The following is a 23,362-nucleotide window of genomic DNA, read 5'->3' on the forward strand; positions in this document are numbered from 1 at the left end:
CACCTACTATGAAAGCCACTTCTGGAATTCCTTCGGAAGGATATCCCTGATCTTCCCGGAAGGCATCTCGTAGAGATCGAGTTCATGTAGAGTTGTGGCGAAACGACTGAGACCAGGCGTCGAAAACTTCGAGGCGTACCCGGCCGGCCTGACATCATGCTTCCGCGCTGGCGCGTCGTCATCGAGGTTCGAGGCTGCTTCTGGCATCTCCATGAGGATTGCCGCCTGGCAACCAAACTGTCGACCAGTCCCGACTTCTGGGATGCGAAGTTCCGTGCGAACGTCGAAAGGGACAAGCGGAACGTGATGCTGCTGCGCGATGCCGGCTGGACGGTTGCGATCGTCTGGGAATGCGCGCTCAAGGCCCGCAACATCGACGTCGTGACGGGTGCTCCTCACGTGGATGCAGTCGGACGAGGGGATGCTCGAAATCCCCACGGAGCCCGCGGGAGCCGGTCCGGCACTGCTCTCCTGACGGGCCCGCAGCCTTGGTGCCCTGACAGGAACCTTTCAGGCTTTCTCTGCCCTTTCGAAGAACCCCTGCACTCGAGCCAGCCTCTCCTGTTCGCCGAGCGCGCCGAGGCAGGTGATCTCGTTATCCCGCCGGATCATGCGCGCAGCGCGCCGCGTGATCGGCTCCATGCGGTTCGAGCCGACACGGGCTGAACTCACCACCCAGGCTTCAGCCAGCGCGCGCGCAATATTCGAGTCCGCGCCAATGCCGGGCCTTTCGGTAATCTGCACGGAAGCATCTTCGGACAGGGCACGAAGCAGACCCCACCTGTCCTCGTGATCCTCGCCGCGGTCTACCGCACGAGCCCTGAGCCAGAGCCTCTGGAACGTGTTCCGCACTCCACCGCGAAAGCGGTCCGGATGCCCATTTTCGAAGCGCCAGAGGACGATGCCGGGCGCAATGCAGCACGCGACGCAGGCCCACACGTCGTCCCGCATCGCCTCGGCTTTGTGGAGAATGCCCCCTTCGCCCAGCCAGGCGCCGCAAGCTGCATCAAAGGCAGCCCGGTCGGTCGCCCCGCCGCTGTTCGGAAAGCCATGCTGCACTGCCAGTGCGGTCAGGCCATCGAGAAGTGTCTGGAGATCATCCTGTGACGCTCGCGATCCACCGCTGGCCGCGTGGGTGATCGAGCTCGCTGCGGCCGCCAGGCGCTCGGCCATCGTACCCTCGCGCAGGAGGTCCGGAGAGCCCAGCAGCCTGCGAACTCCGATCTCGTCGAGGCGTGGCATGAGACGTACGTCATTCGGCATCGAGCTCTCCCTGGAAAAGGCCGCCGATCGACAGGTCGAAACGCGCCGGATCGTTTTCGGCGAGCGTGCGCACCGAGCCCACCGATTGTCCTGGGAAAGCCTGGTTTATCCATGCCTCGATCACCGAACCCGTCGAACCTGGCGTGCTGATGGCCGGGTCGGGAGGGAAGTGGTCGAGCGTGATCGCAGAGCGAATCATCTGTCCGGCGACCGAGCAGATGAGCATCCTCAGAACAATGTCCTCCTCGTTCTGGACCGCCTCCACGAACTCCGGACGGTCCTCATTAAGATAGAGGCGGACAGAACTCGTGAACTCTTGGTCGAGATGCTGCGGCGACCAGTCAAGGAACCATTGGGCATCCCGGTGACCTTCCGAAAACGCCTCTGCAAAGCTAACGGTTTCCATCGGGAAGCGCATGCCCGCCGGATCGACGCTGATGCGGACGCTGTCCTTCCAGAGCCGGGCCCCGCGATGCTTCGGCGACAGGCGGCCGGTTGTCGAGCCGGTCGAATGGAGAACAAGCTCGGTCGCCAGATTCAGCGATCGCGACACGTCGTGACCATGAACCGCGATTTCGAGACTGGCGGTAGGATGCTCTGCGTCCAGCACTTGGCGCACGACAATCTGCTGGCCTCGGGGAATACGTTGATTGCCGGTGCCCTGCGTGACGATGCAGAGAAACTGGAGGCTGTCGGGAGCAATGCCAATCTCGTCCGCAGCACGGGCGAAGTCCACACTCACATGACGCTCCATCCTGAGCGACGCCGAATAATCGAAATGCTCGATCTGATGGTTGTCGATCACGCACGGCTCGCCGTCGAGCGTTGCGAGCCAAGGGCTCGCCACGACGGCATCGCCGTCCGGGCGAAGGTACGGATATGCGATCTCGACCATCAGGAAACCTGCTCGGTTGCGGTCACCCGGATTCCGGCCGCGCCATCGTCGGGGAAAGCGATACGTGCGAACAATGTCGTGTCGGAGTTTGACGCGGCTACGATCCCCGTCGAAGTCGTCAGTCGGGTTCCCGCTTCGTCCTCCCAGCATATGAAGGATACATCCTGATCGTCATCCTCGGCGTCCGCGAGCGCGCCGTCCATCACTGCGGCAGGCGTGGCGACGAGTCGCAGCGAATGGCCGCTGCTGTTGGCGACGTCGATCTGAAATACTGCCTCGACACCGTCAGTTCCTTCCTCGATCCTCCGGAACCGAGGTTCGCCGATGTGCCATTGACGCCGACCCGCTCCCCGGCCTCCGGAACCTCCACCGACACCGCCGCCGGGACGTCCGCCCCCCGCGCGCGTGTTGCCGAATATCGGGATGCAGTTGCCCAGTCGGTCTGCGGCCCGGGCAAGCGGAGGTTGCTCCGAACCTCCGGAGGCAGCGCCAGGCCCCGGATAGGCATATGACGTCGCAAGGTATTTCAGTCGAGACAGGGCGACCCGTACATACGTCTTCGCCCAGCTCTTTGGCATCTGATCCGGAATCCAGTCGTCATGTGCCGGCGGTTCGGCATCCGCGAAGGCCTGTTCGACCTCGGGGTCATCATTACATATGAAGACCCCGGCCCACTCGACCGTGTCACTCGGCAGCTGAGTGCCCTCGACATATTTCACGACAAGCTCGACCGGCCGCATTAGGGCGATGTGCGCACTCGACGACGGCAGCAGGCTCTCGCCCTCCGGGACCAGATACCGGCGGGGTTGCCGGAATCCGCGCCGGATTGAGCATTTCCCAAGGTGCTGTATGGGGCGCTCGGAATCGATGTCGTACAGGTTAGGGCCGCCATCCTTCACGCAGCGATAGGCTTCGACAAACAGGTCCAGTGGTGGAAACTGCTCTGGTGCCGGCAGCGGCAGTACCTCGCCGTCGATCTCTACCTCGAACTCTATCGGCAATTCGCCGTCAAGTCCGGGCAGCATCTTTGGCCAGAAGTACCAAAGCAGCGCCTCCTGTATTTGCGCGCCAATGTCCTCCAGCGAAAGACCGTCGTCGAAGTCCGGATCCAGGACGACCAGCGTGGTTCCCGTAAGGCCATCGTCGCGGTCGGGCAGTCCCAGCAGCCGGCGAAGGCGAGCAGCCTGCTGCCCGGTTACCGGGTCCACCACATCCTCGTCTTCGACTTCAGTGCCCCACCAGTGGCGGCCAGTCAGGCGACCATGCTTCCTCATGTCGCGGGCCTCGCCGAGGTGGCAGGCAATGAAGCGATTGATGGGCTTCTCCTTAGAGGAAAGCGTCACGGTGTCGATCAGCACGGTGCTGCACCGGCTCAGCTGATAGAGCGAGCTCTTGCCATATCCGTAGGTGCCGCCTCCTCCGGCGACGTCGCGTCGCGCGCCCATGTTCCGGACGAAGTTGACGAAGTCGTTGGCTTCGCCCCGTTCGGGAATACGGTCAGCCCGGACCGGTCCGCCGAGGCCCGCCGTCTGCCAGTCGGAAATCTCCATAACCACCTGGCGATCGGCATCGAGGAACTCCCGGATACCCATGGCGGAGGACTGGTGAGGAGGCAGTTCGGCAAACACTTCCTCTTCCAGGATCGCGAGTTCCTTCGGCCGGAGTGCGCGCAGGCGAATACGGTAGCCGACACCGAAGTCCTCCCGTCTCGCATCCCACGAATTCTGGACAGTCTCCCGGATCACGGTATCCAGCAAGCTTAGTGCCGGCGTGCCGAGGAGCTTCTTCATTCCGTCGGCCGTCATGCCTCCCGCAGCCTTGAAGCATTCCGCGTGAAGGGTCAGGGGTTCAGGCATGCGACAATCTCCTCGAGCAGGCCGTCGACGGAAGCCGCCGCCACGCGGAACCCGGAGGCGAAGTCCAGATCGACGCGGTACCGGAAGTGGCTGACGCCCGCGGGCAGCGGGTCCTCGGCAAATGAGGCCGGGGTGAGGCGCGGGAAACCATCCGCCACCGAATAGAATTCGGTAGAAAGCATTCCGAACCTAAATCCGGTCCAGTCATTGGCAAGCTCCGAAGCATATCCGACCATCGCCAGACGATCGGCCACCGCGCCCGGGTCGCTCGCAATACGCAGTGCATGCTCGGCCTCACCCGGGATCGACAGCTCGCCAGCCGCATCAAATTCTAGGACGAGGTGCGCGAGATGAAGGGAGCCATCCTGCGGTGCCATCAACTGGTCGATTGCCGATACCTCTATCGTCCTCGATTGCGCCCGTAGCGATGTCTTGACCTCGATCGCCCTGCCACCGGCCCGGAAATCATGGCGAGCTCCCGTCGGGCCGAGCCAGAGTTCCCAAGCGTCGTTCCGGACGGCCAGCAGCCGGTTCAGGATCACGAGCTCACCGAGCAGCCCGAGCGCGACCTCCAGCGTCGGGCGATCGCGGTTGGCGCCAACCAGCAGGCTGCGGAAGTCGGTGATTGCTTCCTCGATACCGCGGGCAGGCTCGCCCCCGGCGCCGAGGCGCCGGATTATGTCGGCAACTACCTTCTCGAACACTGCCTCCAGTCGTTCACCGCGACAGGTGAGGTCGATGAAGCGGACCGGCAAGCCTCGCTGAAGGAGGACGCTGTCGCGAAGTTCAAGGCCGTTCGTGTCGTCGATTGCGGGGAACCTCTCGCCCGGCATTAACGGGACGAGCAGCCGGGCTTCGCGCTCGGTTCCGATCGCGAGCCTGACCGGGCCAGCGCGGACTTCGACGTCAACGACAAGGGAGGGGACGCCTAGGTCGTTGTTGCGACCCGTCTCCTCCCTCAGGCGCTTCCATCCTACACCGGCGAGCGTGTCCGTCATGCGGCTTGCCCGTCAGCGCCGACGTCCGCCTCGACATCCTCTTCCTCACCATCGTCATGGTCGATCGGCACTCGGACGTAGCTGGTCTTCGTCCCGCGATCAGGAAGCGCCAGCCCGACTGCCAGGATGTCACTCACCGCGTCCAGCGGTTCGCGGAGCTTGTCGGACCTGGGCGTCGAGTTCGCGTCGATCGCGTACAGCAGCAGAAGCGGGATACGGTCACCCACCTGCGCCTGCCGGAACTCCTTGATTGAGTCCCATGAGGGGTCGTCCGGGCTGCCGTTCACGTCCATGAGCAGGTCTTGGCGCGACATCAGGCCCTTGATGTCGGCAAGACCATCCCGGGTCAGACCCTTGAGGCGGGCGCGATTGACGAGACCGACCTTTCCGAACGCGCCGAGCGGGAGGTTGGACTTGTTCTTTCCGCCAGCCTCGACGATGCCCACATTCCACGTTTTGTAGGGCTGATCTGCCCTTCCGGCCTCGAGGCGGATGTACTCGAGCAGCTTGCCCGAAACGAGATCGCGCTGATCGCTCCGGTAGTTCTCGAGGAACGCCATGGCGTCCTCGTAGGTGACTCCCGTAATGAGCCGCCCACGCGGTACCGTCGTGATGCCCTCGCCGGCGGCCGCGTCTATCAGCCTGGAGGCCGCCGTCCAGTTGTGGTCGAGCGTATCCTTATCCCGGTGCGGAAAACGGATGGTCTGGAGATGCTCGCCGGAGAAGCTGACATCGCATGCCTGCGCGGCGTACATCTTCTTCGCTGCAGTGATCGCCATGCCCGGAATCCGCCGCACGCGGATCGAGAAGTCTGCCGGCGTTATGTCACGCTTGCGGTACTGCTGGATATCGGCGCGGATTTCCGCTTCGACAGAGGCGAGGTCGCGAAAGGCACCCTGCAGGTCATCGGTCATCCAGATGCGGGGAAGGTCCGCATAGCCGAGACGAAAGCCGAACCAGCGCCCCATCTGGAGAAGGGTATCATACTGGTTAGACGACCGGACGAAGTAGCTGACCACCAGCCCCTCGATGGTAAGGCCGCGTGCTAGGACCGAGCCGCCGACCACGATGTATTTTTTGGGCCCTTTCGTGTAGTCGAGGCGCGTCTCACTGTCGCTGTTCTCGACGACGATCTCGATGTCAGCGAGTACCTGCCCGAGCTGCTCGCGGACGGCTGCGAAGGACACAGGCGCCAGCTCGAAGCGGGACGCATCCACCCTAGCTGTTTCGTCGTGCCAGAGCTTCTCGAGCCGTTTCAGGACGGTCTTGTCGTCCTTCGCTAGTTTTGCCGCGATTTCAGCTTTCCAGTCGCTGATCTTGTCGGCGAGCGCGTGATGGGGGTGCGTGTAGACCGTGGTGTGCACGAGCATCGAGCTGTGGTCGGCGGACTGACCTCGCACGTACCGGCAGGCTGTCGCGAGCAGGAAGTAGCACAGGGAATCCGCTAGGGAGCCCGGGATAGCCGGTTCGAACGTGAGTCGATCCTTCGCCGACGGCGGCCGTACCAGCGGTACGTCTGCGTCGGGCACGTCCCGGATCATGTCCAGTCCGGCTTCTTCGGGGGTTTCCTCGTCGGCCTCGATGGCGTCCCTGCCGAACAGGCTCTCCGGACCGAAATAGCCGTCGGGCTTCGGCAGGTCGGTGATGAAGTCCTCAGGGTAGAGGTCGTCCAGACCGCCCGTCGGCTTCTCCGGATTGATCAACACGTTGGCAAACGGTGTCGCCGTGTAGCCGACATACTGGGCCTTCGGCAGTGCGGCGAGGATCCTGCGAATCCGTTCGTTGATGGCGGTCATGTTGTATTGACTGCCGGTCGCGTTGACGCCGGCCTGGTCGCACTCGTCGTCGATGATCAGTACAGGCATGCGCGCGCGATGGGTGGGGGGCGTCTTCTGGATCGTAGCTAGCAGTGCATCGAGCGGCGCCACGTTCTTCTTTACCGCGGCGATCTGCACGGCATCCATGATCGAGAACCACTTGCTGGCCGGCTTGTGAAAATCGGTATCGCTCGTCGTGTGGAGGTGCCAGCCATACTTGTTTCGGTCGAGCAGATCGAGTTCGAGCCTGTCCTGCGTCTGCCTGCGTAGAGAGTTGGTCATGCCCGTCAGGACGATGACAAAGCGATAGCCTGCGTCCACAGCCTTGGCGATCACGGCCTCCATGTTCGCCGTCTTGCCGCTCTGCACGTACCCTACCACCAGGCCGCGACCACGGAACTCCGATTGCCCAGGGTTCTCGAGCAGAGAGACGACCTCCGTTGACGTTGCGTCGATGCTTTCAACGGTCTCCTTCGGCCACTTCTTCCTCGTGAGGAGGTAAGACTCCAGTTTGGGCCAGTGCTGGTCCCCCGCGCGCGGGCCGTCGTACCAGTGCGGACGACGCGGCTTGCGCAGCGAATAGTTGCCGAGGAATTCGATCTTCTTCTCGTAGGCGGACTCGAGCTCTGCGACGGCAGCCTTCCAGTTCGCTTCATGCTGTGCGTCCAGCGGCCCGAGGAAGCGCTCGAACGAGGCACGCGCTTCGTGTGCGGCCGTTTCGAGGTCCAAGCCGGCAGCCTGTTCCTTACGGATGTTTGTCACCCAAGCTTCGACCTGTCCGGCGGCGGGGGGGGGGAGAGGCGGTGCATCCGCTTCACCGATGAGCGATGCTACCGAAACACCGTAGTTCGCGGCCAATGCCTTCAGGATGTCGATACCAGGATTGGAAGCGATCCCGCGCTCGAGTTCCGATAGATATGCTTTCGAAGCGCCGATCTTATCAGCGACTTGCTGAAGCGATTCGCCCGTTCCGGCGCGCAATTTCTTGAGAAGGGTGGGAAGGGACATTTTCTCTCCGTGATCTGCTTGACTGGGCCGCCGTCCGTTGTTGCAGATGCACATTCCATTTTGGAAGACAAATGTCAATCGTCTGCCAAAACATACAGCTGTGTTCGCTGAAACGTTTTCCGTCGCCTCCGCCGCGCATCTCAAGTGCGGTCAATACGGCACGCGGATCGATCTGATCCAGTCTGGACCTACCTTGACATAATTCTCAGGAAGCGTCGCCATACCTTCTGCTGGTGTGCGCAGTCCTCGAAGCAAAGGTCCGTTTTTGGCCGGTTACGGACTGGCAGGTTTCGAAGAGACACGGGGCTATAGCTGCCATTCCCGCTCCATCCTCGTAGGCTGGACCCACCGCGTTTAATCTGACCTCATACGAATTTGTCAGAACGTGCCCAGACGCAGGTCGCGCCAAAGACAGCGATTACCCTCAAGACCAGGAGCAGATTTTCACTTAAGCGGCCGCCTCTCTGGCGAATTTCCCGGGTGGACAGCCCTGTCGTTTACGAAATGCCGTACTGAACGCGCTGGCCGATTCATAGCCGATTTCGTCCGCAATCCGATCGAGCGATTTGGCGCCTTCTGCGAGCGCCTGCTTTGCGATCGCCATTCGCCAGCGCGCCAGATATTCGATAGGCGGGCAGCCCATAACCTCTCCAAACCGGGCCGAGAATGCCGAGCGCGACATGCCGGCGACGGCGGCGAGGCCGCCGACCGTCCAACCCGCGCGGACGTCTGCGTGGATCGCCCCCAGCGCGCGGGCGAGCCCCGGATCGCGCATGCCGTTCAACAGACCCGCGGCCGCGCCATCCGTCAAAACGCTCTGCCAGCGCAGCGCCTCGATCAGCAGGGCCTCCAGCATCCGCCGGAGGAGCAGGTCCTTGCCAGGACGATCGGCAGCGCATTCCTCGGCGAGCAGGTCAATGAGCCGTCCGAAGCGCGTCGCCCTGCCCTGCGATGCGGGAATATGGATGCGGCCCGGGAGCAAGGCAAGGAGCAGCGGTGCGTTCACCCGATCGAATGCGAAGCTGCCGCCGAGCGCGACGAAATCGGGCTCCCCTTCCCCATCGCCATAGCGGACAGGCTCGACGCGCGGTTCGACAGAATCGCACCGGATGCCCGGTTCGCTGCTCAGCGTAAAAGCAGGCGTCGTCGGAAGGAGAAGGAAATCGCCCGGCATCAGAAGAAGCGGCGCCTCGCCTGCGAACGTCAGCCAGGCACTCCCGGCTAGAACGATGGTGAAGCCGGGTGCATCATGGGCGGCATAGCGAACCCCCCATGCCCCCTTGCCGGAGATGGGTTTGGAGACGGCCGCGTCTGGGCGCAGCAGGGAGACGACATCACTCAAGGGATCCATTTGGACGATCCGTAACTATTATTGGATATTTGATTATATATCGTATTGACTTGCCTGTCTATCTCCTGGTGACCGACGTTCAAGGAGACAGACAATGACCGACACCATCCTCATCACCGGTACCTCATCAGGCTATGGCAAGGCCATCGCCGAGCATTTCTTGAACGAAGGCTGGCATGTCATCGCCACGATGCGCCGCCCGCAAGCTGCCGCGTTCGAAGCCGAGACCAGCCGGCTTCGCGTCTTGCCGCTCGACGTGACGGACGCCAACAGCATTGCATCGCTGATCAAGGCCGCCGGCCCCATCGACGTGCTGGTCAACAATGCCGGCATTGGCGCGGTAGGCGCGTTCGAAGCGACGCCGATGGCGCTGGTACGCCAACTCTTCGAAACGAACACGATCGGCGTGATGGCCATGTGTCAGGCAGTTATCCCGCAAATGCGGACGCGCCGCGCGGGCACAATCGTCAACGTGACCTCGAGCGTCACGCTTGGCGCCTTCCCCTTGGCCGCGGCATATACGGCGAGCAAACAGGCGATCGAGGGATTCACCGGTTCGCTGGCGCATGAACTGGCTCATTTCGGCATCCGCGCGAAACTGGTGGAGCCCGGTTACGCACCGACCACGCGGTTTGGCGCCAATGCCATCATGCCGGTCGATCAGCTCATCCCCGAAACCTATGCCGCCTTCGCCCATCCTATCATGGAAGCGTTCGCAGCGCCGACCCTGACGACGCAAGAGAGCGATGTTGCCGAAGCTGTGTGGAACGCCGTTCATGACACTGGGGGGCAATTGCGCTTTCCGGCAGGCCACGATGCCCGAGCGCTCGCCGGAGCGTATTGAGGGAACAGATGCATGGTTGGGACGGCGTCACTAACATCAGGGTTCCGGAATACGTGCGCGCCCGTTCGTTTTCTCGATAGGTTAGCAGTAAAATGTATCAACTGGCCGCTTTCAGACGGTCAGCTTCCAGATTTGGCTCGCGAGAAGCAGCCGTCGCATCCCTGGGCGCAATGAAACAATCCGACAACATTGAATTCCCGGAACGTCAGCTAGCTTGAAGGGTCGCGCGAGACGCGATGAAGCTAGACCTCTCGCTCGGCCCGCCGCGCCGACGCCAGGCGGTCAATATTGCGCAGGAACGCCGCCAGAACGGGCGATGGATTATCTGCCCGGTACCCCGCAGCGACCTCGATCACCGGCCCGTTCTCGATAAGCGGCCGGCTGACCAACGAGGCCGGGAGCAGCGCTTCGACATAGGCGGGTAGGAGCGTGACCCCTTGGGTCGATGCCACGAGGGATATCCCCGTCGCATAGCCGTCGAGGAAGTGCGTCGGTGTCATCGCAAGCCCGCGTTCGCGGAAATAGCGTGCGACGATATCCCTGAGCACATGCGGCGTGTCGGAGTAGCCGATGAAAGAAGCGGGATCGATCTCGCGCGGATCGATTCTGGGTTTTGCCGCGAGCGGATGCTTGCGCGGCAGGATGACGAGGATCGGCTCATAGTCGATGACCTTGTAGGTCACATTTGGCTGCGGCTCGATCCGCGAGAACCCGAGATCGATCTCGCCGCGCTGGACCGCAGCCCCGATCGCCGGCGAGAAGTCGCTCGTGACACGGAAGTCGGTCGCCTGGAGTTCGTCGCGCAGCAGGCTTGTGACGTGTCGCAGCCACTCGACCTCATGCCCCGTCAGGAAGCCGACGGCGAAGCTCGCCTTGACAGGCCGTACCGCGCGCCGCGCCGCGGCGATGGCTTCGCCCGCCTGCGCGAGCGCAAGCCGGGCGTGATCGAGAAATACAGTCCCCGCTTGCGTCAGCGCGATCCCGCGCGGCCCGCGGACAAAAAGCTCGGCGCCGACCTCGGCCTCAAGATCTCTCAATTGGCGGCTGAGGGAAGGTTGCGACGTATGCAGCCTCTTCTCGGCGGCCTCGGTGAGGCTGCCCGTTTCGGCCACGGCCACGAAATAGCGAAGATGGCGCAGTTCCATTAGCTATGCCTCATAGGCATGACTGACCCAGAAGCAAAGTCTTTGTGGGCCGCTGTCTCATGACATATCTGACGGTCACCGAGCATGAGGCAGGCCTGCCTCTGAGGAATGAATAAGCCACCGCATTACGGATTGTTGGCGTGCACGATGCCGTTCGTGCGCCGATGGACCACGTGCGGTTGGCCGACATGCCTCTCGGCAGATCCGTCCCGTGCCCGTTTCCCCGACCCCGGGGCTGATCGCTTTCGCAGAACCGCTGTTAGGAGAAGAGCAATGACCAAGATTCTGATAGTTCTGTCGGCTGCCGACACCTGGACCCGCGCCGACGGTTCCAAATATGAAAGCGGCGTGTGGGCCGAAGAATTCGTCGTGATGGACGAGAAGTTCCTTGCCGAAGGCTGCACCGTCGATATCGCCACGCCGGGCGGCGTCGCGCCGAAGATCGACCCGCACAGCATGAACCCCGACGTCGTCGGCCAGGATAATGTCGAGCATTTTCGTACCTATCTCGACAGTATTGCTGACCGGCTCACCAGTCCGCTCGTCCTCGCAGATATCGATGGCCGTCGCTACGACGCGATCGTCATTCCCGGAGGACATGGCCCCGTCGAGGATCTTTACAAGGATGCCGACATGGGCCGCATCCTCGTCGAGGCCGATCGTGCCGGCATCCTTATCGCCCCCGTCTGCCACGGTCAGGCCGCGCTGCTGGCCACCCGCGCACCCGACGGGAGCTGGCCGTTCGCCGGACGCGCGATGACATCGTTCAGCGACGAGGAGGAAGTCGAGCTCGGGACCGCCGACAACGCACCCTGGCTGCTGGCCGACACGCTGCGCAAGTTGGGGGCACGCTATGAAAAGGGTCCCAATTGGGGCGCCCATGTTGTGCGCGATGGCAATCTGCTGACGGGTCAGAACCCGGCCTCCAGCCTGCCGCTGGCCGAGGCCGTTCTGGCGGCTCTCCGTTAAACCCTGCTCCGAAGTGGGGCCGGCCACCCGGCCGGCCCCACTTCTTGCCGTTGCAAGGGGCCGGTAGGAGACTGACCGCTTCTGGTTATCGAACGGCGAATATCCACGTCCAGTTCTGGTCAAGAAAAGGCCATGGTTCCCAAATCGCATTCACGCTCCGTCATCGTCTTCCACAAATCGATCGGCAAGATCAGCTCCGGCATCGCAACCGTCGTAATTGTCGCATTCCCAATCGCCATCGTCATTCCGGCTCATGCTCGCCCCACAGCCGCAAAGCCGTTCCCGAATGTCGTCACCCATCTTCACCTCCATCGTCGCGCGCTAGTATCGACCGGAGCGAACGTACTGGCAAGGGGGCGGGAGCCTGCCGATGTAATCGGATGTGGCCGCCGAAGCTGAAGATATCCTACTGCCGTTCGGGCCGAATTATCTGTTGATTTCAAACGATAAGGCGACCGCAGCTATGCCGGAGCAATATGCGCATGCAATCATTGCCCTTCTATGAATCGCTAAACTCTAGGCCTAGTCACGAGTGCGAACTTCAACCACCATGCCCGGAAGTTCGAAGGTCGTGGTTCCGCTGAAATCTTGTCGCTTTGGCTTGCGATTTTGACTCCGGACAATCCCGGCAACAAACCCCTCACAAGCTGGATCGTGCATCTCTTCGGTAAGGGCGTGCCAAGTGGTCCAATTAGCGCGAGGATCGTATCGCGTCTCACCTGCGAAGCGGGTGGAATGACGGGCCATCACTAAGATTTCGGGCGAGACGTCGGCGGCAACGCCCCAGTTGTAAATTTGGGCGATCTGCGCGCAGGTACGCCCGTCGATCCAACCATGGACCTTATCGACCCACTCGTTTCCTTTCGTCAGTAGATTCTCACGGCGACTATCGCGCTCGGCCAAGGAGAACCCATGGACATCGTACCACTTCATCTGAACGAATATCACGACGCCAGTGTGGTGATCGAGGACGACTGCGTCCGCATCGGTTAGGATCGACTTGTCCTTACGGCGAAGCTTAAGGCCCTTTTCGAGAACCTTGTACCGGGGCTCCGGTAAGAGGCGTCGCAGGTCCTCGCGAAAGACGTCCTCCCGGCCATCGACGATCTTGTCCCAGTCGGCACGGTACTTTCGACGAAGATGGTCGAGAAGACCAGCATGCGAATTCATCAGGCCGCCGAACGTCGGCAAGAGGACAAAATGCTTGCCGGCGTCGATATAGTAGGGAAGCGGGATCTCGTGCCGACCTTCGCTCCACGCGGCACCTTCGGCATCCAGTGTTAACCCCTCCATCAACTGCTGCGCGCCAGCGTGATCGTCTCCGCGCTCCATCAAGACGTCGACGATATCCTCCCGTCGCGCGAAGATCGTGAGCAGGTCGCGCGGATTCAGCTTCGGCATGCGTTCGCACAGGCAGCCGGCGGCGTCGATGTGGTGAAGCACGGCCCCATAGGCGACGGTTGAGGCCTCGCTCCAGTCGCCGAAAAGACGACCGCCTATCGGGGCCGTCAGCGGCAGCGCTTCGGCTTCGACCGTCCCTGCGGCCTCGATGCGCGCGTGCGCCCTATAATGATCGACGAGAACCTGGTCGTTATCGTAGCCGATGAACCAGCCGTCGACGACCTTGCCATATCGCTCAAGCCGCCGCCGAATTTCAGGATTTCTGACGGCTAGATGCGGATGCCGCTTTAGGAGAGCCTCGCGGGCTCGCGCGTTGGCCGCGTGGCCCGCCTCGACCTCGATCCGTTCCCCGACGTCGGGTGCTACTTCGATCAGGATTCTGTCGCCGACGACCTTGGTCTCGGCCAAGCCATAACGCTCCATGGCCGCCAAGCGGATCGATGCCGCAAAGCGTCCGCAGGTAGCAAGGTGGTTGTCGAAGGCGGGTTCGTACGGGAGCGGACTGGGAGCCCAGGGAATCGCCCCCGGCATATCTGCAACCGCCTGGAGAAGAGGGCGCAGAGCCGTTGCGGCGCCGCGCATTCTCATGCCGGGCTCACCGTCTTGGGCAACCTTCGCGATGCAGTGGATATACGCGGCGAAATCGAGCGCCCGAACGAGCGCGATCAGCAATTCCCGTTCGTAGCCGCGCCAGTTCCCCGTAACTGCCGCAACATAGCGATCGCGTTGAGCAATCAGGCGTTGTTCGGCGGTCTTCATGTGGACCGGCGCTTCTTTATCCGCGCTTCGCGCTTCGCGACCTCTTTGCGATCGCTGAGCGGAATCTGCGACAAGACGGCGTGAATTTCTTCATCCGATTTCGCTTCGCATTCCCAGATCGTGAAAACGCGCCAGCCCTGCGCACGTAGAGCGTCTTCGTTGCGTCGGTCGCGTTTCACGTTAGATACGAATTTCGCGTCCCAGAACTCCGTCCGGGATTTCGGCGTCGAAGCCTTCCTACAGCCGGGATGGCGATGCCAAAAGCAGCCATGCACGAAGAGGACGGCCCCGTACTTCGGAAATGCCAAGTCGGGATTTCCGGGCAAATCCTTCCGATGAAGCCGAAAGCGAAGGCCCATCGAGTGGGCCAGACGCCGCACCCTCATTTCCGGCGACGTATTTTTCGAACCTACCCGCGACATCAGCCACGAGCGGCGCTCGGGAGTGAGCCTATCTACCAGCAGCCTACTCCGCCGCGATGGCCGGCGCTTCGTCGCGAGTAGCTACACCTTCAAGCTTCGCCGAAACTGCGCGGAACACCGCCTGCGCCATTATGGGCGACACGCTGTTTCCGATCATTCGGAAGCTGTGCCACACGGTGGGGTGAAATTTGTGGCAATCGGGAAAACCCTGGAGCCGTGCACCCTCCCGAACGGTTATCACCCGATTCTCCTCCGGATGGATGGGTCTCACCGACTGATAGGACCCCCGATCAACGCCGGTTCCGGCTCGAAGCGTTGGGCATTGGCCGGTCCAAGACAGTCTCGGATGGCGTCCCACCTTCTCCATGCCGCCTTGGGGCACGTCCGAGAACCGCTCAATCACCTTTGGCGTGTGCGCGGTTATGCGATTGCCGGTGAAACGACCTACGAGCTTAGGGTCGCGAACGCGAAGAGGCATGGCATAATCGCAGGGCCTGCCGCGCTTTTCTATGCGCCACCAATCGAAGCCATCTTCGTCGTTCTCCAAGAAGGAAGCCGATTGGAGATCGGCGAGCGCGTGGCGTACCGTTGCCGCCGGCCGCTTCCAGACCGCGATGTCCTCCGGAGTAACCGGATCGGCTCGATCTTTGTGCATCCCGACCACGAAGAGTCGGTGTCTCTTGGTGGCGGCACCAAACTGGCTCGAATCCCACACCTGCGGATCGCGGACATCGTAGATGTCAGAGACCAGCTCGATCGCCGCTTCGAGCTCGCCGACGTTTTCAGGATAGAGAAGTCCTCGAACGTTTTCCATGATGAAGAAGGTCGGTTGCACTTCGCGGACTAACCGGAAGAAGTGCCACAGCAACTTGCGACGGACGTCGGTGATGTCGCGCCGTCCGATATCACTGAAGCCCTGACAAGGAGGGCCTCCAAAAATTCCGTCGACGGGTCCGCCGGCTTCACGTTCGAGCCTCTCCGCCGTCAGTTTCGAGACGTCGTAACGAACAAGCTTAGTGTTAGGAAAATTCGACGTGTATGACGAACTCAAAATCTCGTCGATGTCGAATGCTGCCGCCACGTCGAAACCGGCTAGGTGCGCTCCGCGAGAAAATCCGCCGGTTCCGCAGAACAATTCAACCAATCTCATATTGAAAAAGCGCGCATCGTTTTCCCCTCGCGCGCGTGGGTCTAGCAAAACAAAGCGCTTTCGAGAATCCCCTTTCGCACCGGCTCGGTAGAATGTTCGCAAGCGGTGCAAGGGGCACGCCGGTTGCCGCCCGGACGGAGGCGGTCGCGTTTGAACACAGAGCCCGACGTCGCTCGTTCAATGCTCTAGGAGGATGCGCAACGTTGGCAGCACATCATTCCGAAACTCTACGACCTGGTTAGCGCCCGTCAGCACGCCATCCTCATGGACGATCCCGTTGATGCGCTTCACGTGCCCTTTGAAGTTTTCGCACCCGCGGCGACAGGTTCGTCGTTCGTGCTCCGGAAACGCCTCCTCGTTTTTCAGTACCCACTCGAGAATATTGTCCAACGTGGGCACGAAGTTCTTTTTTTGCGCGTCCGTAAAGCCGCGCCCCTGATCCGCCTGCTTGTCAAAAACCGATTGCTTGACCTCCCCGTAACGCCCCAGCCTTTTCAAATAGTCGATCAGGACGATCTCAAAGAAAGCTCGCAGGAGCAGCGCTGCACCGTAAGGAAAGTCTTTGATCTCCAACCTTGCCGCCTCGTCGGCGAGAGACCTGACCTTTGGCGACGTGGTCTTGATCTCGCAGGCGTGGAAGAGGGTAGAATGCGTTTCGGTATGGGTGAGAACGGCTGTGCGAGGGAGCGAAGCGGTAGGAATCTGCCTCACCGGGGTCGCATCGGGTTGGCGCCGCGTCGTCGACGATGTTGGCGTCGAATCGGCGTCGGGTCGGTGATCGCCGCGGCGCCGGCCGCCTCTATCACGCAGCTTGTTTTTTTGAGCTCTGAAGTCGTCGGCTATCGCCTTAAGCCAAGCTACCGACTCGCGATGCGCTTCGCTGGATTCGTTTATCCCGGACTTTTTGCTGTCCCACGGCAGCAGTTCCGGGTCCGCCGCCACGTAGTGCACCCACCCCAAAAAACCCGCATATTCCTGGTGCCAACCAGTCGTCCAACCCGTTCGAGTTGACCGATCGGATATAAGGATGATGCGGTCGTTGCAGACTACATACCATCCCTGCTCCTTTGAAATCTCAACGTGACGGTTCTTGTTGTAATCAGCCTCCAGTTCCTTGATGCGGTAATCTTCGTGTAGCCCCGCTTCTGCAAAGATGCGGACGCCTTTCTCCGTGCGCATGATTTGCTTCGCGTACTTGACGGGTCCGACGTCTTGGTCGCGCACAGCCGGGCCAAACATGGGGATGCGCTCACCATTCAGGCTAATCGCGAGCCCCTTTCGAGTGAAGATACCGTATCGGATCCGCAAACCGTGGGCCAAACGCTCCACCCAGAGGCTGGAACCGAAATCGACAGCCACATCTGATCGCAGCCCTCCGATACGCAGCGCATTGCCCTTCTTCCCGGACGACGGCCTTCGTTCGGCGACCAACGGCTCATCGCCCGCCGCCAGAACGCCCTGTTCGGTAAATTCGAAATCGAAGTTGTCGACGCCGTTGTCCGTTTCAAGCGAGACGGTCGTACCAAGCTTGAAGATCGCCCTCTTCAGCCCGACCCCGAAATGCCCGATGCCGTACGGATGCTGCGACTTCGCGCCCGTGCGAAACGCCCGATGTGAAAGATCTTCCCGCTCCATGCCCGAGCAATCGTCTCGTACCAGAACGAACGTCCCGGTTAGTTCGATGTCGATGTGGAAGCCCGCATAGGAGGAAGGCAAACCTCGATCATCGACCGCAGGAGCGCTTCGCTTCAGGAGTTCGTTTCTAGCGGCATCGATAGAGTTGTCGACCAAGTCGTACATACACTCCATCGTCGATACGTCGGACGAGAGCCCGCTAATCAAATAAGCCGGCTCGGCCCCGAAATGGATCGGAACGGAAGAAACGCTGATGGAACTTTCTCCTACCGCGGACACGTCGCGCTTTTCCCCCAATCACTCTGCTCAGATGGCGACGCGCTCGAGAGCGTAAACCCGTCCTGATACTCGCGGCCATGGTAGCAACGAACAAAACTGGCCGACAAGACTGTAACATTTTGTAGAATGTGCGCTAGCTATTGCTAACGTCCAGCATGGGGGAGATCGACATGACCAGTGGCTCGGATGATCGCATCACGGCGGAGCCGACCAAGCGCTTCTTCGTCGAGATGTTTACAAAGGATATCGCACTTGAGCAGGCGGTGCTCGATTTGGTCGATAACAGCGTCGATGGAGCGCGCCGCTCTCCGAAGGAAGGAGCCCTTCCCCTTGACGGCTACGCCGTCCAGATCACACTAAGTAAAGAAACTTTCCGGATCGACGACAACTGCGGCGGTTTCGACAAACGCGCCGCGCGCGATTACGCATTTCGCTTCGGCCGCGATTTCGACACCCCCGAAGTTCAGGCGCAACGTACCGCAGGCGCGATCGGGCAATTCGGCGTGGGAATGAAGCGAGCGCTTTTTAAGTTTGGCCAGCGCTTCAAAGTCTATTCGGCAACGACTGACGATTCGTGGGGCATCGACGTCAACGTTGAGAATTGGGAGAGGGCCCCGGGATGGACGTTCGACTGGGCGCCCTTCTCCCCTCAAGGCGAAGTTTCGCAGGCCAAGCCCGGCACAGAGATAGAGGTGTCGCCTCTGCATCCCTCCGTTGGCAACACGTTCGGCTCGAAATATTTCGAAAACCAGATCATCGCATTAATCAAATCAAAGCACCGTAGCTTCATCTCAAAAGGGCTGGACGTCACGGTCAACGGCACTCGTGTTCAACCGCTCGATCTGACCTTATATTCTGGCCAGCAGGTCCGCCCGGGCATCTTTTCCGATAAGTTCGAAGAAGAGGGCAGCGAGCCTGAGGTGCGGATAAAGCTTGTCGCTGGCGTTGGGACATCGGCGCCTCGCGAAGCAGGCTGGTACGTAATCTGCAACGGCCGCGTCGTATTGGAGGCAGATACGCGAAATGCCACTGGCTGGGGCGAGATAACCGAAGAGTTGTCGCTACCAAAATATCACGGCCAATTCGCCCGATTTAGAGGAATGGCGATCTTCGAATCCGATTCGTCGCAGCGCGTGCCGTGGAATACGACTAAGACAGATATCGACGCTGACAGCGCAATCTGGCGGGCTGCTCGCGAAAAAATGATCGAACTGATGCGGCCTGTCATCGACTTCCTCAACGAGCTCGACGCAGATATCGAGGAGCACGGGCGGGATCGCAGCCCCCTCCTGCAAGCGCTGACTGGTACGCCGCTCGTCAAATACGAGTCTTTACCGATGGCCGCCGAATTCGAAGTCCCCTCCATTGAGGAACTTCCGGACGTGGTGCCCTATACGAAAATTCAATACTCAAGACCCTTGGACGATGTCGCCGAGCTAAAAGGAATTTTGGGCGTCGGGTCAGCCAAGGCGGTCGGCGAGCGCACGTTCGATAACGCGCTGCGGAAGGCGCGTGGCGAATGACCGGCAGCTTCGACAAAATTGATTACTCTCTTCGCCCTGCGAAGTATGCCGAGCGCCGGATGCTGCGAGACGTCTTCCGTCGAGTCGCACCGTTTGCACCGCCGGAAACCTATACGTACATCGGATTTGGTTCGGTCTGGTTCGCGGATTTCGTACTTTTCCATCGCGCGCTCGGCGTGCGAGATATGATTTCGATCGAATGCAAAGCGAAGGCATTCGACCGCATCAAAGACAACGCGCCCTTCAGAATCGACTTGGAGTTGGGCCGATCCGAAAAAGTGCTCACCCGTCTGGACCTGACCAAACGAGCCTTCCTTTGGCTCGACTACGATGACGCGATCGATGCAAACATGTTACTCGATCTGCGCACGGTGAGTGCCAAAGCACAATCGGGCACGCTGCTGGCGGTGACAGTGCGTGCGCAACGCGCTCGACAAGCAGACCAAGCCGAAGACGATGCCGACGGCACGGGTCTCTCGGCCCTTGATCGCTTCCGAACGGCCTTCAACAGAGCGAGAGTTCCGGCCGTGATCGAGGAGGAAGACTTATATGGTCGTCCCTTCGCAAAGGTCAGCCGGGACATGCTGCGCGGGGAAATTGAGACGGCTTTGATAGCGCGAAATCGGAAAGCCACGGAAGATTGGAGATTCGAGACGGTTTGCTCGTTCGAGTACGCCGATGGTGTTTTGATGACGACGATCGTGGGCATGTTTTTGAAGGAGGAGGATCGAGCGACGTTTGAACAATGCGGCTTCGAAAACCTGCCGTTCGCCTCAGCAGAAAAAGCCGCATTCAAAATCGAGGTTCCACTAATCACGCCAAAAGAGTTCAAACTGCTCGAAGCGCAATTGCCGCTCAAGAGTACCGCAGCCTTAGAGACGGGGACTATACCGAATGCACAAGCCGCAAACTTCGAGCGCCTTTACCGTTATCTACCTAGCTATGCTGTACTGGAGAGTTAGGCACCATAGTGAATTCCGTCCCCGCTATCGCGGTTGGTTGAGCATCCGTGTTATCTGAACCGCCCCGTTAGCAATTCCGGTAGAGACGGGCGGCGCGGTTCCGTCTGCTCTGCCTGGTCCGAAGTCTTTGAAAAGGGATTCTTAAACGACCTTGGCTGCACGCACGGTGCTCGCTGACGTTCGCCTCGCACTAAACATGCTACAGACCGAGCCCGATATCGTCGGGCATCTGACTGCTCTGCTCGGCGATCAGCATCAGCTCCGGCGCATATCGTGCATCACGGAAGGCGCGCGCTTGAATTCGTTGTTCGCCAATGCCGACCGGCTCCTTCAGGAACTCGAGGAGCCGTCCAGCCGCGAAGCCGCAGTTCGTTCGTTGGTAAAGAGGGTTCAGATCAATTCGGCAGACGTTGCCGTCAACGTCGCCGCAGACGTGCTGATCGGTGATGGGATCGACGTAGCCGATTGGGATCTCACACTTGCATCGCCGCCGCGGAAGCCATTTCGCGAGGCCAAGCTCTTGATCTCCGCAGGTGATAATCAAAAGATTGAGCGTGACGAGAAGCTTGTCGAGCTGATCTCGGAAGCGATAGAAACAAGGGCGCTCGTCATGGCGTCGCCTGAACTTGCGCTTCACAAACTTGCTGAGAAGGAAGGGCGGTGCCGGAAGCAGATGACGCAGCTTCTCAAGCTCAGCTGGCTGTCACCGCGCATCGTCGACGGAGTGATGCGTGGCACCCATCCGCCCAGCTTGAGCCGAAAGCGGCTCATGACCGTCGACCTTCCGTCCTGCTGGTCGCTGCAGGAGCATCTTCTCCGCTTCAGCTAGGCCAGAATATGATGCACCCCGCGATGCAAGCGACCCGTCCATTGAGGCGGGCTTTTTGTGACTGGAGACTGCGACGTATTTTGGGAGGGTTTCTTGACAGAGAAGAAGTGCTCTCGCCTCAATCGGTTGAAACGCACTCCGCAAGTCGCGCGGAACCGCGCCGCTTTGGGGCTCAGCTCTCTCGCCTTACTGAAATACATAGTCTCGAAGGACTGTATGGTGCGCACGCAGTGTTACGAACTTTTCTCCGATTTTGACCCCAAGAAGTTGCATGGGTTTTTGTGGCTTTGTTTCAATGATTTGATTGATCTTGGGGCTTACCAGCGGTTCGGGTAGAAGTTGTAATCGTCGTCCGGGCCGAACAGGCGCTTTCCCGCAAACCGCTCATCGAGCCGTGCCGACGACAGGTTCTCGGACAACGTTTCGATGTATTTCTCTGCCCAGGCAACGAACTCGGCCGTCCGTGGATGTTCGTCGGACGGCATATCGGTCTTCAGGTTCGTTACGAGCTGCTGAAGTCGAGTAGCCTTTTCGACATCTGCCAAAACGTCCGTCATTTCTTCGTTGCGCCGCTTCGCAATATGCTCCCGTCGCTCAGCTTCCTGGCGTCGTTGCCGTTCAATCTCCAGTTGCTCGGCCCACTCCTTGTCCCGCCGGGCCTTCTCCTTCTTCGCAGCAGCAAAGACCGCGAGACCGACAGCGATGTCCTCGGACATAGCCTCGACCTTCTGGGTTTTACCGTCACGGAAATTGCGTCGGGGTGCAGCGCCTGAGAAATATATGTCGTCCAGCTCAACGGCGAGTTGGCCGGTCGGTATGTAGTCCCATTCAGGGAATCGTCGGCGGAAGTAATCGGCTGAGAACCAGTCGTTGGGTCGCAGCTTCTTCTTGTGCCGCTCTTCTTCCTCGAGTTCAGCCGGGGTCAGCTCGTGTTTTACGCGCTTCACGGTCTCGTGGATGCCGAATGCAATCTGAACATCATGGCCGGAAAACACCGTGCCCTCTTCGGATTTGACCACCTGAAATCCCTGCACGGCAGCAGCGGCGAACAGACGATCGAGCGCAAGCTTCAACCTCGTAATCGATGCAGGGCTTACCGCTACATTGGCGTAGCTCGCCTTGGTTGAGCGCACCAGTCCCTTTTCATCTGGCTTGGCTTTCTCGAGTGCTGCGATGGTTCGCTCTACGACGGGATGGGGTACAGCAGGCTCGTCCTCGATCATCGAGCTTGCGTTGATCCTCGCTTGTTCCCTTGCTGCGCGAAAGCTGTCGGGCTCGGACAAGCTATTCCCTTCGGTGATTACAATGGCATCGTGCAGACCCTTCTCGGACGGAGGCAGAGGCGTTTGCGTGACAGGCTTACCGTTGGCCTTCTTGGCCCAGTAACCCAATGGCGGATTTGGAATGCCGTGCTTCTTGCAGATCTTGTGGATCGCCACGTCGGACAGCCCGAAATCCTTCGCGATGTGCGTGATCGGCTTCGACCAGACGAGGTCGTAGAACTCTTGTCGTGTGAAGCGTCTCGGCATGATTGGCTCCGCATTGCAGATTGGTATCGCTCGCTTTTCGGGCGGCGGTGAGCTATCTTCGTTGCACGGATATGTCAGTCGCCGGCAACCCGACGCGCAATCCTCGGGTCAGCATCTCGAAAGATGTACTGACTGCAACTCACCTGATTCCATTGAGGCGCGAATTTTGACGCAGGAGACTTTGAGCAAGTTCCCGGTGCTGTTCAGCTCGAGATCTCGGTCTCTCGCCTCAGGCATGAAAATGACGCCTCGAAATGGGCGCAGAAGCCCGCCCTTTTGGGCCGGCTCGCGAAATAACTGATTTTTTCCAAATACTTAGGACTGACTGGTGCGGTCGAGAAGACTCGAACTTCCACGGCCTTTCGGCCACAACGACCTCAACGTTGCGCGTCTACCAGTTCCGCCACGACCGCACATCATGATGGGGCCGAACGGGTCCGGCTCCGGGTAGGAGCGGGCGCCTAGCAAAGCTTGCGGGGCGATGCAAGCAAGCTTCGCGGCATTTATTTTTGCGGGTGCGAAGGCGTGGTGCTGCCTGCCACGCGCGCCGTGCCGCGCTTGTCATCGACCGGACTCAAAAGAGTCACGCATCTGTCACGGCTCTGGCGTCAGACCGTCATCGAATCACCCTAGTGGCGGCGTCACCGGGGGCGAAACTTCGTTCACCGGTGATTTTTCATCAGGGGCGCCGCTCGACCGGTTTGGGGGCGCACACCGGGAACGGAGA

At 60.4% G+C, this 23,362-nt stretch carries 18 protein-coding genes, 1 tRNA gene and 1 pseudogene; 6 read left to right on the plus strand and 14 right to left on the minus strand.

The features are described from left to right. Nucleotides 1-132 precede the first annotated feature (132 nt). Nucleotides 133-210, plus strand: a pseudogene (locus IR187_RS17155) (very short patch repair endonuclease); the annotation flags it as partial. Nucleotides 211-510: 300 nt separating this feature from the next. On the opposite strand, the gene IR187_RS16735 reads toward IR187_RS17155, so the two are convergent. The 6 genes from IR187_RS16735 to IR187_RS07770 all read right to left on the minus strand — a co-directional run bounded on the left by IR187_RS16735 (nucleotide 511) and on the right by IR187_RS07770 (nucleotide 9,188). Next, complete coding sequence (locus tag IR187_RS16735; RefSeq protein ID WP_228765632.1) at nucleotides 511-1,263, minus strand: hypothetical protein; 753 nt, start codon at nucleotides 1,261-1,263, stop codon at nucleotides 511-513. Next, nucleotides 1,253-2,158, minus strand: a complete 906-nt coding sequence (locus IR187_RS07750; RefSeq protein WP_194954034.1) for a hypothetical protein — start codon at nucleotides 2,156-2,158, stop codon at nucleotides 1,253-1,255. The genes IR187_RS16735 and IR187_RS07750 overlap by 11 nt, the downstream gene beginning before the upstream one ends. Further along, nucleotides 2,158-4,014, minus strand: coding sequence for a hypothetical protein (locus IR187_RS07755; RefSeq protein ID WP_194954035.1), 1,857 nt, complete (start codon nucleotides 4,012-4,014; stop codon nucleotides 2,158-2,160). Before IR187_RS07755 ends, IR187_RS07750 begins: the two co-directional genes overlap by 1 nt. Beyond that, nucleotides 3,999-5,012 (minus strand): PD-(D/E)XK motif protein, encoded by a 1,014-nt coding sequence (locus tag IR187_RS07760; RefSeq protein WP_194954036.1) that lies wholly within the window; start codon nucleotides 5,010-5,012, stop codon nucleotides 3,999-4,001. Before IR187_RS07760 ends, IR187_RS07755 begins: the two co-directional genes overlap by 16 nt. Next, nucleotides 5,009-7,837 (minus strand): Z1 domain-containing protein, encoded by a 2,829-nt coding sequence (locus IR187_RS07765; RefSeq protein ID WP_194954037.1) that lies wholly within the window; start codon nucleotides 7,835-7,837, stop codon nucleotides 5,009-5,011. The genes IR187_RS07760 and IR187_RS07765 overlap by 4 nt, the downstream gene beginning before the upstream one ends. 448 nt (nucleotides 7,838-8,285) lie before the next feature. Then, a complete protein-coding gene (locus IR187_RS07770) occupies nucleotides 8,286-9,188 on the minus strand; it encodes an AraC family transcriptional regulator (protein ID WP_194954038.1) in 903 nt (300 codons plus the stop codon). Between the two features lie 94 nt (nucleotides 9,189-9,282). Between IR187_RS07770 and IR187_RS07775 the strand changes: the two genes are divergently transcribed. Continuing rightward, nucleotides 9,283-10,032 (plus strand): SDR family oxidoreductase, encoded by a 750-nt coding sequence (locus IR187_RS07775; RefSeq protein WP_194954039.1) that lies wholly within the window; start codon nucleotides 9,283-9,285, stop codon nucleotides 10,030-10,032. 242 nt (nucleotides 10,033-10,274) lie between these two features. Here IR187_RS07775 and IR187_RS07780 read toward each other — a convergent pair whose 3' ends face one another. After that, complete coding sequence (locus tag IR187_RS07780) at nucleotides 10,275-11,177, minus strand: LysR substrate-binding domain-containing protein (protein ID WP_194954040.1); 903 nt, start codon at nucleotides 11,175-11,177, stop codon at nucleotides 10,275-10,277. 273 nt (nucleotides 11,178-11,450) lie between these two features. Here IR187_RS07780 and IR187_RS07785 point away from each other — a divergent pair, with 273 nt between their 5' ends. After that, the gene (locus IR187_RS07785; protein ID WP_194954041.1) at nucleotides 11,451-12,146 is read left to right on the plus strand and encodes a type 1 glutamine amidotransferase domain-containing protein; all 696 of its coding nucleotides are present in this window, start codon (nucleotides 11,451-11,453) and stop codon (nucleotides 12,144-12,146) included. A 150-nt stretch (nucleotides 12,147-12,296) separates the two neighbouring features. Here the strand turns inward: IR187_RS07785 and IR187_RS07790 are convergent, their stop codons facing one another. From IR187_RS07790 to IR187_RS07810, 5 genes are all read right to left on the minus strand, one after another. Beyond that, the gene (locus tag IR187_RS07790) at nucleotides 12,297-12,446 is read right to left on the minus strand and encodes a hypothetical protein (protein ID WP_194954042.1); all 150 of its coding nucleotides are present in this window, start codon (nucleotides 12,444-12,446) and stop codon (nucleotides 12,297-12,299) included. A 222-nt stretch (nucleotides 12,447-12,668) separates the two neighbouring features. Next, nucleotides 12,669-14,306 (minus strand): hypothetical protein, encoded by a 1,638-nt coding sequence (locus tag IR187_RS07795; protein WP_194954043.1) that lies wholly within the window; start codon nucleotides 14,304-14,306, stop codon nucleotides 12,669-12,671. Further along, nucleotides 14,303-14,770 (minus strand): very short patch repair endonuclease, encoded by a 468-nt coding sequence (locus IR187_RS07800; RefSeq protein WP_324187666.1) that lies wholly within the window; start codon nucleotides 14,768-14,770, stop codon nucleotides 14,303-14,305. The genes IR187_RS07795 and IR187_RS07800 overlap by 4 nt, the downstream gene beginning before the upstream one ends. A 1-nt stretch (nucleotide 14,771) precedes the next feature. Then, nucleotides 14,772-15,878, minus strand: a complete 1,107-nt coding sequence (locus tag IR187_RS07805; RefSeq protein WP_194954089.1) for a DNA cytosine methyltransferase — start codon at nucleotides 15,876-15,878, stop codon at nucleotides 14,772-14,774. Between the two features lie 177 nt (nucleotides 15,879-16,055). Then, the gene (locus tag IR187_RS07810; protein ID WP_194954044.1) at nucleotides 16,056-17,678 is read right to left on the minus strand and encodes an ATP-binding protein; all 1,623 of its coding nucleotides are present in this window, start codon (nucleotides 17,676-17,678) and stop codon (nucleotides 16,056-16,058) included. A gap of 284 nt (nucleotides 17,679-17,962) precedes the next feature. On the opposite strand from IR187_RS07810, the gene IR187_RS07815 reads away from it, so the two are divergent. The 3 genes from IR187_RS07815 (at nucleotide 17,963) to IR187_RS07825 (ending at nucleotide 21,106) form a co-directional block, all read left to right on the plus strand. Beyond that, nucleotides 17,963-19,315, plus strand: a complete 1,353-nt coding sequence (locus IR187_RS07815) for an ATP-binding protein (RefSeq protein ID WP_194954045.1) — start codon at nucleotides 17,963-17,965, stop codon at nucleotides 19,313-19,315. Then, nucleotides 19,312-20,277 (plus strand): O-methyltransferase, encoded by a 966-nt coding sequence (locus tag IR187_RS07820; RefSeq protein ID WP_194954046.1) that lies wholly within the window; start codon nucleotides 19,312-19,314, stop codon nucleotides 20,275-20,277. The genes IR187_RS07815 and IR187_RS07820 overlap by 4 nt, the downstream gene beginning before the upstream one ends. A 151-nt stretch (nucleotides 20,278-20,428) precedes the next feature. Further along, entirely contained in the window at nucleotides 20,429-21,106 is a 678-nt protein-coding gene (locus IR187_RS07825; protein ID WP_194954047.1) for a hypothetical protein, read from the plus strand. 317 nt (nucleotides 21,107-21,423) lie between these two features. Here IR187_RS07825 and IR187_RS07830 read toward each other — a convergent pair whose 3' ends face one another. Further along, the gene (locus IR187_RS07830; protein ID WP_194954048.1) at nucleotides 21,424-22,635 is read right to left on the minus strand and encodes a hypothetical protein; all 1,212 of its coding nucleotides are present in this window, start codon (nucleotides 22,633-22,635) and stop codon (nucleotides 21,424-21,426) included. A 326-nt stretch (nucleotides 22,636-22,961) separates the two neighbouring features. Further along, nucleotides 22,962-23,048 (minus strand) — tRNA-Leu (locus IR187_RS07835). Nucleotides 23,049-23,362: the final 314 nt, after the last annotated feature.

This window comes from Sphingopyxis solisilvae, from assembly GCF_015475875.1.
GTDB lineage: Bacteria > Pseudomonadota > Alphaproteobacteria > Sphingomonadales > Sphingomonadaceae > Sphingopyxis > Sphingopyxis solisilvae.